This is a genomic window from Achromobacter aegrifaciens, from assembly GCF_902859965.1.
GTDB classification, from domain to species: domain Bacteria; phylum Pseudomonadota; class Gammaproteobacteria; order Burkholderiales; family Burkholderiaceae_B; genus Achromobacter; species Achromobacter aegrifaciens.
Genome location: NZ_CADIKO010000002.1, coordinates 1,599,838 through 1,615,970 on the forward strand (window position 1 = coordinate 1,599,838; position 16,133 = coordinate 1,615,970).

The window sequence follows — 16,133 nt, forward strand, 5'->3', positions numbered from 1 at the left end:
TTCCACTCCAACTCCATGACACCTGGAACTCCGATGCTAGATAAAGATACCGTGCGCGCCATCGCCGCGCGCCTGCACGAAGCCGAACGCACCCGCCAGCAGATCCGCCAGATTTCGCTCGAGTACCCCGACATCACCATTGCCGACGCCTATGCCATCCAGCGCGCCTGGATGGACATCAAGCTGGCCGAAGGCCGCATCAAGCGCGGCCACAAGATCGGCCTGACCTCGCGCGCCATGCAACAGGCCTCGCAGATCGACGAACCCGACTTCGGCATGCTGCTGGACGACATGTTCTTCAATGACGGCGCGGACATACCCGCGGGCCGCTTCATCCTGCCGCGGCTGGAAGTCGAACTCGCCTTCGTGCTGGGCAAGCGCCTGCAAGGCCCCGACGTCACACTGTTCCAGGTCTATGACGCGGTCGACTACGTGGTCCCGGCGCTGGAAATCATCGACGCGCGCTCGCACAGCATCGACCCCGACAGCAAGCGCCCGCGCAAGGTGTTCGACACCATCGCCGACAACGCCGCCAACGCCGGCGTGGTGATGGGCGGACGGCCGGTGAAGATCGGCGAGCTGGACCTGCGCTGGATCGGCGCCATCCTGTCGCGCAACGCCGTGATCGAGGAAACCGGCGTGGCCGCGGGCGTCTTGAACCATCCCGCCAATGGCGTAGTATGGCTGGCGAACAAGCTGGCCGCCCACGACGTGGCGCTGGAAGCGGGAGAGATCATCCTGTCGGGCTCCTTCACCCGGCCGGTGCTGGCCCGCCCTGGCGATACCTTCAACGTCGATTACGGCGTGCTGGGTTCCGTCAACTGCCATTTCATCTGACCACGCCACCATCCATGGACATATTGACCAACACCTTCAAGCAGGCCCTGCGCAGCGGCAAGCCCCAGATCGGCCTGTGGGCGGGCCTGGCCAGCGCCTACTCCACCGAAATCATCGCCGGCGCGGGCTTCGACTGGCTGCTGATCGACGGCGAGCACGCGCCCAACACCTTGCAGACCACGCTGCAACAGCTGCAATCCATGGCCGCCTATCCGGTCGCTCCGGTGGTGCGGCCGGCCTGGAACGACGCGGTGCAGATCAAGCAGATCCTGGACACCGGCGCGCAGACGCTGCTGGTGCCCATGGTGCAATCCGCGGAAGAAGCCGCGGCCGCCGTGGCCGCGGTGCGCTATCCGCCGCAAGGCGTGCGCGGCGTGGGCAGCGCGCTGGCCCGTTCGTCGCGCTGGAACCGCATCCCCGACTACCTGCGCCGCGCCAATGACGAGATGTGCGTGCTGGTGCAGATCGAAACGCCGCGCGGCGTGGACGCGCTGGAAGAGATCCTCGCGGTGGACGGCGTGGACGGCGCCTTCATCGGCCCGGCCGACCTCTCGGCCAGCATGGGCTACCTGGGCCAGCCGGAGCATCCGGAAGTGGTCAAGGCGATCGACGACGCCATCCTGCGCATCGTGCGCAGCGGCAAGGCCGCCGGCATCCTGCATAGCGGCGTGGACCGCGCCAAGCACTATCTGTCGCTGGGCGCGACCTTCGTCGCCGTGGGCGTGGACGCAACCCTGCTGGCGCGCGCGGCCGAACAGCTGGCGGGCCAATTCAAGAACGCGGCCGCCCCCGTGGCGGCCAAGGGTCCCTACTGACCCGCAGGCCGGGGCGCACCGTCCCGGCCCGCCAGGAACTCGCGCACGGCAGTATTGAACAATAGCGGGCGCTCCAGGTGCGCGGCATGCCCGCAGTCCGGCAGCACGCACAGGCTGCCGTGGGTCAAGGCGGCGCGCAAGGCCAGCGCCGAGGGCAGCGGATGGCTGCGTTCAAGCTCGCCCGATATGACCAGCACCGGCGCGCGCACCGCCGCCAGCGCCTGCGTGTAGTCCACGCCCGCAACCGCCGCGATCATCGAGGCCGCGCCGGCCGCGCTCATGGTCATGCCGTCTTCCAGGCAGCCCACGTAGGCCGGCGCCTGCTCCCCCTGCCGGAACCAGGCGCCCAGCACGCGCCTGGCGGTGGCCCGCGGGCCGTCCGCGCGCAGGCGCGCCAAGGTCTGGTCCATGGGCTCAAAGCGCGCGGCGCCATCTACCCTCAAGCCCGCGCCGTACAGCACGGCACGGCCGACGCGCCCCGGAACCGCGCACAGCAGCTGCTGCGCAACGAAGCCGCTGAACGAATGCCCCAATACGTCGAAGCTGGCGATGCCCAGTTCATCCGCCAGCGCGACGAGCGCGTCCGCGTAGGCCGGCAAACCCTGCAAGGGAGCCGCTTGCGCGCCGCGTCCGAAGCCCGGCCAATCCACGGCGATCACGTCATGCTCATCGGCCAGCGCGCCCCACAGGCCGCTCCAGATCGCGGACGATGAACAGAAACCATGCAGCAGGAACAGCGGGCGGCCTGAACCGCGGCGCGTGTACTTCATGTCCCGCTCCTCAGTTGTCCAGCACCACGCCGGATTCGCGCACCACCGCCTGCCATTGCGGCGCTTCGCGGCGCCAGGCCGAGGCGAACGACGCGGGCGTGTCCTGTCCCGGTACGAAGCCGCCCGCCAGGAACGCCTGGCGCACCTCCGGCAAGGCCAGCACCTCGTGCAGGACGTCGGCAAAGCGCGCCACGCGCTCGGGCGGCGTGCCCTTGGGCGCGGCAAAGCCCCACCAGTTGCCCTGCACCACGTCCGGCATGCCAGCCTCGGCCGCGGTAGGCACGTCGGGCAGGCCGGCAAAGCGCTCGGGAGCCGCCACCGCCAAGGCCCGCACCTTGCCCTGCGGCATGTAGGCCGCGGCGATGCTGTAGCCGCCGATGTACATCTGGATCTCGTTGGCCAGCAAGGCCTGCACCCCCGGCGAGGAACCGCGGTAGGCGATGTGCGTCATGCCCGCACCCATGGCATGCGACAGGCGGTAGCCGGAAAGATGCGGCGTAGTACCCATGCCCGGCGATCCGTAGTTCAGTTTGCCGGCCTGCGCGCGCGCATACTGCGCGAACTGCGCGTAGTCCTGCGCCGGCACTTGCGCGCTGACGTAGACGAAGGCCGGCACGTCCGCCAGCTTGCCCACCGGCTCCAGGTCGGCCAGCGGATCGAAGCCCAGCTTGCGGTACAGGAACTGGTTGATGACGAAGTTGTTGGTCGCGCCCAGCACCAGCGTGTAGCCGTCGGGCTTGGCGCGCGCCACCTCCAGCGCGCCGATGTTGCCGCCGGCGCCCGTCTTGTAATCGACGACGAGAGGCTGGCCCAGACGCTTTTCCAGCAGGGGCTGGATCTGGCGCATGGCCACGTCGCCCGCCGCGCCCGGCGCGTACGGCAGGACGACGCGGATGGGATGATCGGGATACTGCGCCCGGGCGGCCAGCGGCGATGCCGCCAGGCCCCAGGCAAGCAAAACGGATACGGCGCAAGTCCGGTACGTCATGGTGTTCTCCCTGGCCGGCGGGCCGTGCCCGCGCGCGCCGGCCCGGCGGCCGGCAGGTTTTCCTCGCGGATGCTACAAGTCGATGCGCATCAGGTCATGGGCCAGCCGCAGCGGGCCCGAATAGTTCTTGCGGATGTCGGCCACGATCTCGTCCATCAAGTGCGGTCCCATCAGTTCCACCGGCAGATGCTTGGCCGCGGCGCGCTTGATCACCGGACTGGTCGAATCGAAATGGCCGAAGTGCGTCGCCACCAGGCTCTTGACGCCGGCGCGGCTGGCGATGATGCCAAGGTCCGTGGGGCTGGTGTGCGCATAGGTGCCCACGCCGGTCTTGGCGCGGTGCGCGATGAATGATTCTGGAAAGGTGCATTCATGGATCAACAGGTCTGCGTCCTGTGCCAGGCGCACCATGGCTTCACAGGGCGCGGTGTCGCCGCTGAACGCGATGACCTTGCCTTCGGCCTCCACCCGCACGCCGAAGCATTCGCAGACGTCGCGCGGAATGTGCTCCACCCAATCGACCGAAATGCGCACCCTGCCGTCGTCGAACACCGGCCCGGGGCTGACTTCCCGCACCTCGGGCCGCATGGCTTCCAGATTGGCCTGGCGCACCGGATAGGCGCTGCGCGCCTGGTAGTCGGTGTGGTAGGCGCCGTTCTCGAACAGGTGGTCGACGAAATGGCGGGTGCCCTTCGGCCCCAGCACCAGCGGCGCGCCGGTCTTGTTCAGCATCCAGCTGGAGATGACGAAGTAGGGATAGTCGCAGATGTGGTCGTGGTGCAGGTGCGTCAGGAACACGAAGCCGACCTTGGCCGGATCGACGTTGGCGCGCACCATCTGGCGCGTGGCGCCCTCGCCGCAGTCAAACAGGTAGTGGGTATCGTCATCCAGGGTCAGCAGGATGGCGGACTGGCCCCGGTCGGGATCGGGCAGCGCGGCTCCGGTTCCCAGCATCGTGATCTTCATGTTTTCCCCTTTTGCACAGGTCGGTTGAACTGCGATCCAGTATAGGGATGGGGTGCATACAATCTAATCAATTATTAGAATGCTGTGATAACCAACAGGAATTGCAAAAAATGCCTGCCACGCCCCGCATTCCCGAACTGCACCACATTGGCGGACGCCTGCGCATGCGCCACCTGGACCTGCTGCGCGCCCTCTATGCCCTGGGCAGCGTGCACAAGGCCGCGGCCGAGCTCGGCATGACGCAGCCCGCGGCCAGCAAGCAGCTGCTGGAACTGGAAGACATGTTCGGCGTGCCGCTGTTCCAGCGCACGCGCCGCGGCATCGTGCCCACGGGCTTCGGCCATGCGCTGGCGCGCAAGGCGGATGTGCTCTGGTCCGACCTGTCCGGCGCGCGCAATGAAATCGCCGCGCTGGCCGCCGGCGCCAGCGGCCGCATCCGCGTCGGCGTGCAGCAGGTGGCCCTGCCCGTGCTGGTGCCGCGCGCCCTGCAGCGCCTGCGCGCCGACCATGCCGGCGTCACCGTCATGCTGCAGGAAGGCGCGCACGACGCGCTGCTGGCCGGCCTGGCGCGCGGCGAACTCGATTGCGTACTGGGCCGCCTGATGCTGGACGCGACACAGCCCGTGTTCCGTACCGAGGTCCTGTACGAAGAGCCCATCTGCGTGGTGGCGCGCGTCGGCCATCCGCTGGCCAAGTCCACCCGTATCACCGCCGCTGCGCTGGCGCGGCAGGACTGGATCCTGCCGCCGCCCCAGGCGCCACTGCGCCAGCGCATCGACTCCTACTTCGCCGAACAGGGACTGACGCTGCGCGCGCCCATGGCCGAATCGGTATCGCTGCTGGCCAACGAGGTGCTGTTGCGCAGCAGCGACCTGCTTTCGGCCATGCCGCGCGCGGTGGCGCAGCACTATGCCGCGCTGGGCGTGCTGGCCATCCTGAGATTCCGCCCCGACTGGAACCTGCCGCCGGTAGGCGTGGTGCAGCGCGCGCAGGTTGAAGCGGCGCCGGCGCTGCAGCGCTTTCTGGACGCGCTGCGGGTGGAAGCTGGCGCGCTGGGCGCGTAGCGCCGCAGCCGCCTCCCGGTCTCAGGCGTATTGCGCGAGACCGTAACCGAAAGACCAGTTCTCTTTCGCCACCTCCACCAGGTTCACGAACACGTCCTCGGGCCGCAGGCCGGGATCATCGCCCAGGCGCTGCGCGATCCGCTGGAACAGCGCCTTCTTCTGTTCCAGGCTGCGCGTGTTGTTCGCCGTGATCTGGATGTAGACGAGGTCGTCGCTGCGCGCCACGTCCATGTAGGTCGGGCTATAGCGGAAGTTCGACGCCTCATGCTCGGTCATGGTCATGAATTGGTCGTCTTCGGGAACATTGAACGTTTCGCGCATGGCCAGATAGATGTTGTCGAAGATGGCCTGGCGATAGGCTTGCGGCTTGCCAGCGCGCAATGAGACATGGACTAGCGGCATGGTGGTTCTCCGTTGTTGTGCCGTTCCATGTTAGCCATTCTGATAAGCTATGGCTCTATATTTCAATGATAAGCATCTGAAATGACTGAACGCCCACTGGATATCGCCGCGGTCAGGGCCTTTGTCCGCATTGCCGAACTGGGCAGCTTCACGCGCGCCGCCGAAGTCCTGCAGACGACGCAGGCCGCCATCAGCCTGAAACTCAAGCGGCTCGAGGACCGGCTCGGTTTCCGCCTGATCGAACGCACGCCGCGGTATGTGGAGCTTTCGGCCAGGGGCGCCGCCTTTCTTGGACAGGCGCGCGAACTGCTGGCGGCGCATGACCGTGCGCTGTCCGCGGCTGCCGAGGACAGGCAGCGCCTTGCCGTCGGCATCAGCGAACACGTGGCGGGACCGGAACTGCCGGCGCTGATCGCGCGCATGAACGCGGCGGATCCCCAGTTGCTGATCGAAATCCGGATTGCCTCATCCGGCGATTTGCTCCAGAGCTACGACCGGCGCGAACTCGATACGGTGATCGTGCGCCTGCATGCGGGACGCGATGACGGCCAGGTCCTGACCAAGGAAAAATTCGGTTGGTACGCGGCGCCCGACTGGCAGCACCGGGCAGGCGAACCGCTGCCCCTGGCCACCATGGCGCAACCTTGCGGCGTGCGCGCCATCGCCGAACAACTGCTCGACGAATCGGGCATACCGTGGACGGAAGTTTTTGTGGGCGGCGGCGTAATGGCGGTCGCGTCCGCCGTGATGGCGGGACTCGGCGTTGCGGCGCTGTCTCCGCGCATGCTGCCCTTCGGCGCGGTCGACGCGGGCCCGAGGATGGGACTGCCTGCCCTGCCGCAACTGCCGGTCTTACTGCACACCAGGGTCAGGGATGGCCGCGCGCGCGATGCGCTGACGGCCCTGGGCGCGGCGTTCCGCAGCGCAGTGAAAGGCCGAAAACAAGCCTGAAAACGTCAGGAACGGCCGCCCAGGCTGCCGCCGCCATCCACGCCCAGCACCTGGCCGGTGATGAAGCCGGCGTCGTCCGACAGCAGGAATGCAATCGCGGCCGCCACTTCGGCGGGCGTGCCCAAACGCTTCATGGGCACGGAGGCCAGCGCGCGCTTTTCGGCGTCGCTGCCGGCAGGCCGCGTGGCGCGGAACATCTCGGTTTCGATCGGGCCGGGGGCCACCGCGTTGGCGGTGACGCCGTATTCGGCCAGTTCCAGCGCCCAGGTGCGCGTGCAGCCGACCAGCGCGCTCTTGGCGGCCGAATAGGCGGTGCGCTCCAGGCCGCCGTGGATGGCGCGGCTGACCACGTTGACGATGCGCCCAGCGCGGCGCACCTTCATGGATTCGATGAAGGCCTGGGTGACTTGCACCGCCACCCGCACGTTCAGGTCGAGCACGTTGTACAGCGTGGCCAGATCGATCTCGCCCAGCGGCTGGGGCGAGACGATACCGACGTTGTTGACCACGGCGTCGACCGGGAATTTCTCGCGGATCTCGCGCAGCACCTCTTCGGTGCGGCCGGCGTCCGCCAGGTCACAGGCATAGAGGTAGCCCGGGAAGTCCACGTCGGTGGTGTTGCGCGCGATGCCCACCACATGACAGCCCATGTCGGACAGCCGCTGAGTAAGCGCCCAGCCTATGCCTTTGGTGGCGCCCGTGACGAGCACGCATTTGTCCTTCATGGGTTGAAACCTCGCTTCTGTTTTCTTGGTAAAAAACGGGCGCTTGGGCGCCCGGTCTTCCAAGTAGACACCATCCGGCGCCACCTGTCTTGTAAATTGCGTAGCAATTCTTGCCTGCCGGACAGCCTGCCCGGCCGCAAGGGACCGGCCCTTTTCAGACGTCCCGGGTGACCGGAACGCGCGGCGCCAGGGCGCACAGCAGCTCGTAGCCGATGGTCCCGGCGGCCAGGGCCACCTCGTCCACGGAGGGGCCTTCCTCGCCCCAGAGCGACACGGGGGAGCCGACGCCGGCGGCGGGGACGGGCCCCAGATCGACGATCAGCATGTCCATGGAAACACGGCCCACCAATTGGGTGCGGATGCCGGCCACCACCACCGGCGTGCCGGTGGTGGCGTGACGCGGATAGCCGTCGGCATAGCCGCAGGCCACGATGCCGATGCGCATGGAGCGGTCGGCGCGGAAGATGGCGCCATAGCCCACCGAATCGCCGGCTTTCAAATCCTGCACGGCAATGATTTCCGATCGCAGCGACATGGCCGGTTTCAGACCGAAGGAAGATGCTTCGGCGTCCGCGAACGGCGACGCGCCGTACAGGCAGATGCCCGGGCGCACCCAGTGCGCCTGGGTTTCCGAGGCAACCGCGATCTCCGCGAAGCGCAGCGTGGCAGCCGAATTGCAGACGCTGATGGCGCCCGGCATCTTATGCGTCACCGAATTGAATACCGCCAGTTGCTCGTTCACGCCCTGGGGGCCGTCGGCGCAGGCGAAATGGGTCATCTTGCCCACCGAGCCCAGCACGCCCTGCTGTTGCAGCAGCATGGCGCGCTCATGCGCCGCGGCGTAGGCGGCGGGGCTGAAGCCCAGGCGGTTCATGCCGCTGTTCAGTTTGAGCATGATGTCGACGCGGCGCGAGAAGCGCGCGCGGGCCAGCATGTCCAGTTGCTCGCGGTTGTGCACCGTGGTGCTCAGGTGGTAGCGGTCGACGATGTCCAGGTCGGAGGGTTCGAAAAAGCCTTCCAGCAGCAGGATGGGGCCGCCCCAGCCCGCCTCGCGGCAGCGCACCGCTTCGTCCAGGTCCAGCATCGCCAGGCCTTGGGCCTTGGAGAAGCCGGCCACGGCCTGCTCGATGCCGTGTCCATAGGCATTGGCCTTGATCACTGCCCAGATCGAGGGCGGCAGGCCGGAAGCCGCGGCGGCCGTCTGGTCCAGGTGGCGGCGCACGGCCGCAAGATTGTGCGCAAGCGCGGAAACGGAGACGGTGGCGGATATGGGACGCGGCATGGTGTGGGATCCTGTGGCGCTTAAGTCTAACTGATCCGCGTCCCGCACGGCATGGCGCCGTGCCGCCGGAATGCGACTACTCTAAAATGGATCGGTCCAGGCCCCCAGGCCAGATCCGCAATTCCAAATATGCCCATCGATCACTACGAGAACTTTCCCGTCGCCTCGCTGCTGCTGCCGCGCAGGCTGCGCGGCGCCGTGACCGATATCTACCGTTTCGCCCGCGCAGCGGACGATATCGCCGACGAAGGCAGCGCCACCGACGCGGAACGGCTGAGCCAGCTGGCCGCGTTCCGCGCCGAGCTGCACCGCATCGGCGCCGAACCAGGCGCCACGCCCGAACCCGGCTCGCCCGAACTGGCCGGCATCTTCGTGCCGCTCGCGGCCACCATCGCGCGCCACCAGTTGCCCATCACGCCGTTCTACGACCTTTTGTCCGCCTTCGAACAAGACATCAGCGTCAAGCGCTACGAAGACTACGCCACGCTGGCGGACTACTGCACCCGCTCCGCCAACCCTGTGGGCAGGCTGATGCTGCACCTGTTCGAAGCCACCAATCCGCATAACGTGACCGAGGCCGACGCCATCTGCACCGGCCTGCAGCTGGTGAATTTCTGGCAGGATGTACGGGTGGACTGGCACAAGCAGCGCGTCTACCTGCCGCAGGAAGACCTGCGCCGCCACGGCGTGACGGACGAGGACCTGGCCGCCTGCCGGTTGACGCCCGCCTGGCGCGACCTGATGGCCTTCGAAGTCGAACGCGCCCGCGCACTGCTACACTTCGGCGCTCCGCTGGCGCGCCGCCTGCCGGGCCGCATGGGCCTGGAGCTGCGTCTGGTGGTGCAAGGCGGGCTGCGCGTGCTGGAGCGTATCGAGGCGGGCGGCTACGATGTATTCATGAATCGCCCCGAATTGGGCGCCAAAGATTGGGCCATCATGTTGTGGCGCGCAATTACCTGATATGACCCCTGACGAATATTGCCAGGAGAAAGCCGCCAAGAGCGGTTCCAGCTTCTACTACTCGTTCCTCTTCCTGCCGCCCGAGCGGCGGCGCGCCATCACGGCGCTGTATGCGTATTGCCGCGAAGTGGACGACGTGGTCGACGAATGCACCGACCCGTCGCTGGCCCGCGTCAAGCTGGCCTGGTGGCGCACGCAGGTCGACCAGATGTACAACGGCAATCCGGACCACCCGGTGACGCGCGCGCTGCAGCCGCACCTGCAAAGCTGTTCGATCACGCGCGAACGCCTGCTGGCCGTCATCGACGGCATGGAAATGGATCTGGACCAGACCCGTTACCTGGACTGGCCGGGCCTGCGCAAATACTGCTGGCACGCCGCCGGCGTGGTGGGCGAACTGTCGGCCGGCGTCTTCGGCTACTCCGACCCCAAGACCCTGGTCTACGCGGAAAAGCTGGGCCTGGCGTTCCAGATGACCAACATCATCCGCGACGTGGGCGACGACGCCCGGCGCGGCCGCATCTACCTGCCGGTCAACGACATGCAGCAATTCGAGGTCAAGGCCTCGGACATCCTGAACGGCGAGTACTCCGACCGCTTCAGCGCGCTGATGAAGTTCCAGGCCGAGCGCGCCCGCGGACTGTACCGCGAGGCCATGAGCAACCTGCCCGAGGCGGACCGCCGCGCGCAGCGCCCGGGCCTGATGATGGCGGCCATCTACCACGCGCTGCTCGACGAGATCGAGCGCGACAACTGGCAGGTGCTGCATCAGCGCATCTCGCTCACCCCTTTGCGCAAGCTGTGGCTCGCCTGGAAGACCTGGGTGGGCGGCGGACGCGGACTGGTCCGCCGGTTGGCGCGGTGAAGGCCGCGGTCATCGGCGCTGGCTGGGCTGGCCTGGCAGCCAGCGTCGCCCTGCGCGAAGCCGGCGCCAAAGTCACCGTCTTCGAAGCCGGCCATACGCCGGGCGGCCGCGCCCGGCGCGTCTTCCACACCGATTTCGACGCGCCGCTGGACAACGGCCAGCACCTACTGTCGGGCGCCTACAAGCACACGCTGGCGCTGATGCGCCGCGTCGGCCGCAACCCGGACGCCTTGCTGATGCGCCGGCCGCTGCAGCTGGCCAGCCTGGACGGCCGCTTCCGCCTGGCCGCGCCGCGGCTGCCGGCCCCATTGCACATGGCGGCGGCGATCGTGCGCGCGCGCGGCCTGGCCTGGAAGGACCGCCTGGCGACGCTGCGCCTGATGCGCGGCCTGAAGACCATGGCCTGGACGCCGCCGCGCGAATGGACCGTCCTGCACCTGCTGCACTACCACGCGCAATCGGATGCACTGATCCGCCAGGTCTGGGAACCGCTATGCCTGGCCGCGCTGAACACGCCAACCGCCACGGCCAGCGCCGCGCTGTTCGCGCGCGTGCTGCGCGACAGCCTGACCGGCAGCCGCGAAAACAGCGACATGCTGCTGCCCTGCACCGACCTGTCCGCGCTCTGGCCCGACGCCGCCGCGCGCCAGGTGACCATGCGCTACGGCAGCACCGTGCGCCAGCTCCGCCCGTCCGCTGAAGGCATCGACATCAACCAGGAACGGTTCGACGCGGCCGTGCTGGCGGTGCCGCCCGCCTTTGCCGCACGGCTGCTCGACGCCCCGCTGCGGGAAGCGGGCGCCACCGGGCTGCTGGATGCGCTCAAGGCATTCGAGTACATGCCCATCGCCACGCTGAACCTGCGGCTGCAGGATCCCTGGCGCCTGCCCGAACCCATGATGATGCTGCGCGAGGAATCCGCCCGCGACCACTACGGCCAATGGCTGTTCGACCGCGCGCAGCTGGCCGGCGACACCAAGGCCGGCGAACTGGCCGTGGTGACCAGCGCGGCCACCGGCATCGCGGAACGCAACCGCCGGCAGGTCATCGAAGCGCTGATCGACCAGGTGGCCGAACAGGCGGCGCGCCATCCCGCGCGCCTGCCGGCCATGCCGGAAGTGACGGCCGCGGAACTGTTCATCGAGAAACGCGCCACCTTCGCGGCGGTGCCGGGCCTGACCCGGCCATTGAATTCCACGCCCTGGCCGACGCTGGCGCTGGCCGGCGACTGGACCGACACGGGCTACCCTGGCGTGCTCGAAGGCGCGGTGCGCAGCGGCCTGCAGGCCGCCCGCGTGCTGAATCCGGCAGCAGCCTGAACGCCGCCCGCAGGCCTTAGCGCAGCAGGCTGGCAGTGGCCAGCCCGGCCGCCGTCAGCAGCAGCGACCCGATCAGGCTGAACCCGGCATAGCCCAGCGCGCTGGCGTAGGCGCCGCGCTCCAGCATCGCCACCGTCTCGGCCGAAAAGGTCGAGAACGTGGTCAAGCCTCCCATGAAACCCGTGATCGCGCCCAACCGCACCCAGGCCGGCCATTCGGGATGCCCGGCCACCAGCGCCAGGACCAATCCGACCAGGTACCCGCCGGCCAGGTTCACCGCGAAGGTGCCCCAGGGCCAGGACTCCACGTTGAGCCACATGCTGACCAGCCAGCGGGTCCAGGCGCCGAACATGGCGCCCAGGCCCACGGCCAGGAAATTCAGGGGAATCAGGGTTTGGTATGCGGACATCGGATTTCAGGACGCCTTGTGCTGTTTGAGGCGGAAGGAAAAGACCAGCAGCAGTATGCCGAAAAACACGGCGTAGGCGCCGATGACCCAGACCAGCGCCAGCGCGCCCGCGCCCGGCTGCATGATCAGCATGCCGCCGAACAGGATGGACACCAGGCCCGAGAGGCCGAGCAACCACTCGTTGCGGATGTCCTTGCGGAAACGGATGGCTGCGACAACCTGGAATATGCCGGACACCAGCGCCCAGATCGCAATGATGTAGAGCAGGACGAGCGCGGTCAGGCCTGGATAGAGGAAGGTGACGATGCCGGCCGCGATCCCCAGCAGGCCCACGATGATGAGCGCCCACAAGGGTTTGCCGTTGTCGCGGATGCGCACGCCGGCGACCAGGGCCAGCACGCCGTCCACCAGCGCGAAAGCGCCCCACACCAGCACCAGCGCGGACAAGGTGATGGCAGGCATGAGCAAGGCCATGAGCCCGAACAGGATGGCGACGACGCCGCGCAACGCCACCCAACCCCAATGACGACCGATCTGATCCACGACTTGCTGTTCAAGCATGACGACCTCCGGTGTTTGTAACGGGTGGCCTATCTTATCGCCGCTGGCAGGCAGGCGCCACGACGCGCCCTTTTCTGCCGACGCTTGCCCCGAAACCAATTGAAATTTCCTTGGGCGGACCACGGAGGCATTTATAAGAGTCATTCTCATTAAATGTTAGAATCCGCGGGCTTTCACCCTATACCCCATGGACAGTCAACCCACTCCCCGCCGCCGGGCCTATTGGCTCAAGACGCTGCACCAATGGCATTGGATCAGCTCGGCGCTGTGCCTGCTGGGCATGCTGTTGTTCGCGGTGACGGGCCTGACCCTGAACAATGCCTCGCATATCGAGTCCCGGGCGGTCGTGACCAGCCGCGAGGCCCGCATGCCGGACGCCGTGCTGCAGCAACTGTCCCCCCCGCCAGCCCAAAAAAAGGCGCCGCTGCCCGCGCCCGTCGCGCAATGGCTGGACCAGACGCTGGATGCCTCCGCCGCCGGCAAACCGGCCGAGTGGTCGGCCGACGAGGTCTACCTGTCGCTGCCGCGCGCCGGCGGCGACGCCTGGCTGTCCATCGACCTGGCCAGCGGCGACGTGGAATACGAACGCACCGACCGCGGCTGGATCTCGTACCTGAACGACCTGCACAAGGGGCGCAACACCGGCCTGGCCTGGAGCTGGTTCCTGGACATCTTCGCCGTCGCCTGTCTGGTCTTTTCGCTGACCGGACTGGTGCTGCTCAAGATGCACGCCGGCAACCGCAGCGCGACCTGGCCCATGGTCGGCCTGGGCGTGGTGATCCCGGTGGTGCTGGCCCTACTTTTCATACATTGATTCCAACGATCCGCCCCTGGAGATTTCCATGCGCAAGCTGTTGCTGTCGGCCCTGCTGGCCGGCCTGATCGCCCGAACGGCCCAAGCGGCCGACATCGGCCTGTCCATCGAGATCCCGCGCCTGGACGTGGCGGAGTACCACCGCCCCTACGTCGCGATCTGGATCGAAAACCCGGATCAGAGCGTCGCGAGCGACCTGGCCGTCTGGTACGACGTGGCCAAGAAGAACAACGAAGGCACGGAATGGCTCAAGGACATGCGCCAATGGTGGCGCCGCAGCGGCCGCAACCAGCAGTTCCCGGTGGACGGCGTCAGCGGCGCGACCAAGCCCGTGGGCAAGCATGCGCTGAGCTTTGACGCGGCCAGCAAGCCGCTGTCGGGCCTGAAGCCCGGCCAGTACGCCGTGGTGGTCGAAGCCGCACGCGAAGTCGGCGGCCGCGAGCTGCTGCGCATTCCCTTCCAATGGCCGCCGCAAAAAGCCGAGCAATTGACCGCGCGCGGCGAACACGAACTGGGCGCCATCGCGCTCGACCTGAAACCTTGAGATCCCCTAGGAGCGCAACGATGAAATCCGCCGCCAAACTGGCCGCCGCCCTGGCGCTGTGCCTGCCCTTCGCCTCCCAGGCGCATGACGTCTGGATGGTGCCGTCCTCGACGGTGCTGTCGGGCACCGACAGCTGGGTCACCGTCGACGCCGCCGTCGGCAACGACAAGTTCTATTTCAACCACGCCCCGCTGCGCCTGGACGGCCTGGCCGTGACTGCCCCGGACGGCAGCGCCGCCGAAGCCGAGAACATCAACAAGGGCAAGCTGCGCAGCACCTTCGACCTGCAACTGAAGCAGGCCGGTACCTACCGCGTGGCCGTGGTCAACGACGGCGTGTTCGCGCGCTGGAAGGAAGACGGCAAGAACAAGCGCTACTTCGGCAAGCCCGAAGGCCTAGCGCAGGCCGTTCCGGCCAAGGCCGATGAACTGGAAGTCTCGCAAAGCCTGGGCCGCGTCGAAACCTTCGTGACCGCCGGCAAGCCTTCGGCCGTCAAGCCGGTCGGCCGCGGCCTGGAACTGGCGCCCGTGACCCACCCGAACGACCTGTTCACCGACGAGCCCGCCACCTTCCAGATGCTGCTGGACGGCAAGCCCGCCGCCGAACTGGAAGTCAACGTGGTGCCCGGCGGCAGCCGCTATCGCGACAAGGTCGGCGAAATCCAGCTGAAGACGGACAAGGACGGCAAGTTCTCCGTGAAGTGGCCGCAGCCCGGCCTGTACTGGATCGAGGCCGGCATGGAAGACGCCAAGGTCAGCGTGCCGCAAGCCAAGAAGCGCCGCCTGTCCTACGCGGGCACGGTCGAAGTGCTGCAGCCCTAAGCCGCCGCAGGCGCATGGCCAACTCTCCTTCCTACGCCCAGCGCGGCGCGCCGGCCGCTGCCGTGCGCGTCGCCTATGGCGCCATGCCGGCAATGCCGGCGGCGCCCGCGGCGTTGGCCGGCGCCACCATGGGAACCACCTGGTCGGCGCGCATGGCGCTGCCGGCCGGACGCACGGAAGCCGCGGCGCGCCATGCCATCCAGGCGGCACTGGACGAAGTGGTCGCCCAGATGAGCACCTGGGAGGCGGATTCCGACATCACGCGCTACAACCAGGCCGCGGCCGGCTGGCAGGAATTGCCGGCGGAATTCTTCCATGTGCTGAGCCACGCGCTGGCGCTGGCCGGGGACACTGGCGGCGCGTATGACCCCACGGTAGGACCGCTGGTGAACGCCTGGGGATTCGGACCGCACCAGCGCGCCTTCGAGCCGCCCGCGCCTGCCGCCATCGAGGCGGCGCGCGCGCGCTGCGGCTGGCGCCGCGTGCGGCTCGACACCGAACGCCACGCTGCGCTGCAGCCGGGCGGCGCCTATCTGGATCTTTCCTCCATCGCCAAGGGTTACGGCGTGGACCGCGCCGCGATGGCGCTCGATGCCCTGGGCATCACCCAATACCTGGTCGAAGTGGGCGGCGAATTGCGCGCGCGCGGCAAACGGCCCGACGGCCAGCCCTGGCGCGTCGCGATCGAAGTGCCGGACGCGAGCGACGACCATGCGCTGGCCCTGCCGCTATCCGACCGCAGCATCGCCACCTCGGGCGATTACCGCCGCCACGCGGGCAACGGCGACGAGCGCTACGCCCACACCATCGATCCGCGCACCGGACTGCCGGTGCGCAACAATCTGGCCTCGGTCACCGTGCTGCATTCCGGATGCATGCAGGCCGACGCGCTCGCCACCGCCCTGACCGTGCTGGGCGAAGACGAGGGCCTGGCCTATGCGCGCCGCCACGATCTGGCGGCCTTGTTCATCCTGCGCGAGCGCGACGCCTGGCGCGTCGTCGCCACGCCCGCATTCCAGGCGCTTGCCGCCATAGCCTGA

19 protein-coding genes are annotated in these 16,133 nt (G+C 67.9%); 11 read left to right on the forward strand and 8 right to left on the reverse strand.

Features of this window, described 5'->3' with window-relative positions; genetic code table 11:
• The first annotated feature begins 33 nt into the window (after positions 1-33).
• Positions 34-837, forward strand: coding sequence for a 2-oxo-hept-4-ene-1,7-dioate hydratase (gene hpaH, locus HV793_RS18610; protein WP_175213720.1), 804 nt, complete (start codon positions 34-36; stop codon positions 835-837).
• Positions 838-851: 14 nt separating this feature from the next.
• A complete protein-coding gene (hpaI, locus tag HV793_RS18615) occupies positions 852-1,652 on the forward strand; it encodes a 4-hydroxy-2-oxoheptanedioate aldolase (RefSeq protein ID WP_054452428.1) in 801 nt (266 codons plus the stop codon).
• Here hpaI and HV793_RS18620 read toward each other — a convergent pair.
• The 3 genes from HV793_RS18620 to HV793_RS18630 all read right to left on the reverse strand — a co-directional run bounded on the left by HV793_RS18620 (position 1,646) and on the right by HV793_RS18630 (position 4,376).
• On the reverse strand, positions 1,646-2,422 hold the full coding sequence (locus HV793_RS18620) for an alpha/beta fold hydrolase (protein ID WP_175213721.1): 777 nt from the start codon (positions 2,420-2,422) through the stop codon (positions 1,646-1,648). The genes hpaI and HV793_RS18620 overlap by 7 nt on opposite strands.
• A gap of 10 nt (positions 2,423-2,432) precedes the next feature.
• Positions 2,433-3,410: a Bug family tripartite tricarboxylate transporter substrate binding protein gene (locus tag HV793_RS18625; RefSeq protein WP_119449292.1), complete on the reverse strand. Its 978-nt coding sequence runs from the start codon at positions 3,408-3,410 to the stop codon at positions 2,433-2,435.
• Between the two features lie 72 nt (positions 3,411-3,482).
• Complete coding sequence (locus tag HV793_RS18630; protein ID WP_013394808.1) at positions 3,483-4,376, reverse strand: MBL fold metallo-hydrolase; 894 nt, start codon at positions 4,374-4,376, stop codon at positions 3,483-3,485.
• Positions 4,377-4,486: 110 nt separating this feature from the next.
• On the opposite strand from HV793_RS18630, the gene HV793_RS18635 reads away from it, so the two are divergent.
• The gene (locus HV793_RS18635) at positions 4,487-5,440 is read left to right on the forward strand and encodes a LysR substrate-binding domain-containing protein (protein WP_054452434.1); all 954 of its coding nucleotides are present in this window, start codon (positions 4,487-4,489) and stop codon (positions 5,438-5,440) included.
• Positions 5,441-5,461: 21 nt separating this feature from the next.
• On the opposite strand, the gene HV793_RS18640 is transcribed toward HV793_RS18635, so the two are convergent.
• The gene (locus HV793_RS18640; protein ID WP_175213722.1) at positions 5,462-5,842 is read right to left on the reverse strand and encodes a tautomerase family protein; all 381 of its coding nucleotides are present in this window, start codon (positions 5,840-5,842) and stop codon (positions 5,462-5,464) included.
• 81 nt (positions 5,843-5,923) lie between these two features.
• Here HV793_RS18640 and HV793_RS18645 point away from each other — a divergent pair, with 81 nt between their 5' ends.
• Positions 5,924-6,793: a LysR substrate-binding domain-containing protein gene (locus HV793_RS18645; protein WP_175213723.1), complete on the forward strand. Its 870-nt coding sequence runs from the start codon at positions 5,924-5,926 to the stop codon at positions 6,791-6,793.
• A gap of 5 nt (positions 6,794-6,798) precedes the next feature.
• Here HV793_RS18645 and HV793_RS18650 read toward each other — a convergent pair whose 3' ends face one another.
• Both HV793_RS18650 and alr read right to left on the reverse strand, forming a co-directional pair.
• Entirely contained in the window at positions 6,799-7,518 is a 720-nt protein-coding gene (locus HV793_RS18650; RefSeq protein ID WP_042794220.1) for an SDR family oxidoreductase, read from the reverse strand.
• 154 nt (positions 7,519-7,672) lie between these two features.
• On the reverse strand, positions 7,673-8,800 hold the full coding sequence (alr, locus tag HV793_RS18655) for an alanine racemase (protein WP_054452440.1): 1,128 nt from the start codon (positions 8,798-8,800) through the stop codon (positions 7,673-7,675).
• Positions 8,801-8,929: 129 nt separating this feature from the next.
• Here alr and hpnC point away from each other — a divergent pair, with 129 nt between their 5' ends.
• The 3 genes from hpnC to hpnE are packed head-to-tail and all read left to right on the forward strand — an operon-like array spanning position 8,930 to position 11,944.
• On the forward strand, positions 8,930-9,760 hold the full coding sequence (gene hpnC / locus HV793_RS18660; protein WP_054452442.1) for a squalene synthase HpnC: 831 nt from the start codon (positions 8,930-8,932) through the stop codon (positions 9,758-9,760).
• Between the two features lies 1 nt (position 9,761).
• Positions 9,762-10,625 (forward strand): presqualene diphosphate synthase HpnD, encoded by an 864-nt coding sequence (gene hpnD, locus HV793_RS18665; protein ID WP_054452444.1) that lies wholly within the window; start codon positions 9,762-9,764, stop codon positions 10,623-10,625.
• Positions 10,622-11,944, forward strand: coding sequence for a hydroxysqualene dehydroxylase HpnE (gene hpnE, locus HV793_RS18670; protein WP_175213724.1), 1,323 nt, complete (start codon positions 10,622-10,624; stop codon positions 11,942-11,944). The genes hpnD and hpnE overlap by 4 nt, the downstream gene beginning before the upstream one ends.
• A gap of 16 nt (positions 11,945-11,960) precedes the next feature.
• On the opposite strand, the gene crcB is transcribed toward hpnE, so the two are convergent.
• Both crcB and HV793_RS18680 read right to left on the reverse strand, forming a co-directional pair.
• Positions 11,961-12,353, reverse strand: coding sequence for a fluoride efflux transporter CrcB (crcB, locus tag HV793_RS18675; protein WP_054452448.1), 393 nt, complete (start codon positions 12,351-12,353; stop codon positions 11,961-11,963).
• A 6-nt stretch (positions 12,354-12,359) separates the two neighbouring features.
• Positions 12,360-12,914 (reverse strand): HdeD family acid-resistance protein, encoded by a 555-nt coding sequence (locus HV793_RS18680; protein ID WP_054452451.1) that lies wholly within the window; start codon positions 12,912-12,914, stop codon positions 12,360-12,362.
• 187 nt (positions 12,915-13,101) lie between these two features.
• Between HV793_RS18680 and HV793_RS18685 the strand changes: the two genes are divergently transcribed.
• From HV793_RS18685 to HV793_RS18700, 4 genes are read left to right on the forward strand one after another with little or no spacing between them, the layout of a single operon-like run.
• Complete coding sequence (locus HV793_RS18685) at positions 13,102-13,728, forward strand: PepSY-associated TM helix domain-containing protein (RefSeq protein ID WP_054452454.1); 627 nt, start codon at positions 13,102-13,104, stop codon at positions 13,726-13,728.
• A gap of 28 nt (positions 13,729-13,756) precedes the next feature.
• Entirely contained in the window at positions 13,757-14,272 is a 516-nt protein-coding gene (locus HV793_RS18690) for a DUF2271 domain-containing protein (protein ID WP_054452457.1), read from the forward strand.
• 20 nt (positions 14,273-14,292) lie between these two features.
• The gene (locus HV793_RS18695) at positions 14,293-15,093 is read left to right on the forward strand and encodes a DUF4198 domain-containing protein (protein ID WP_054452460.1); all 801 of its coding nucleotides are present in this window, start codon (positions 14,293-14,295) and stop codon (positions 15,091-15,093) included.
• A gap of 14 nt (positions 15,094-15,107) precedes the next feature.
• The gene (locus tag HV793_RS18700; RefSeq protein WP_082400854.1) at positions 15,108-16,133 is read left to right on the forward strand and encodes an FAD:protein FMN transferase; all 1,026 of its coding nucleotides are present in this window, start codon (positions 15,108-15,110) and stop codon (positions 16,131-16,133) included.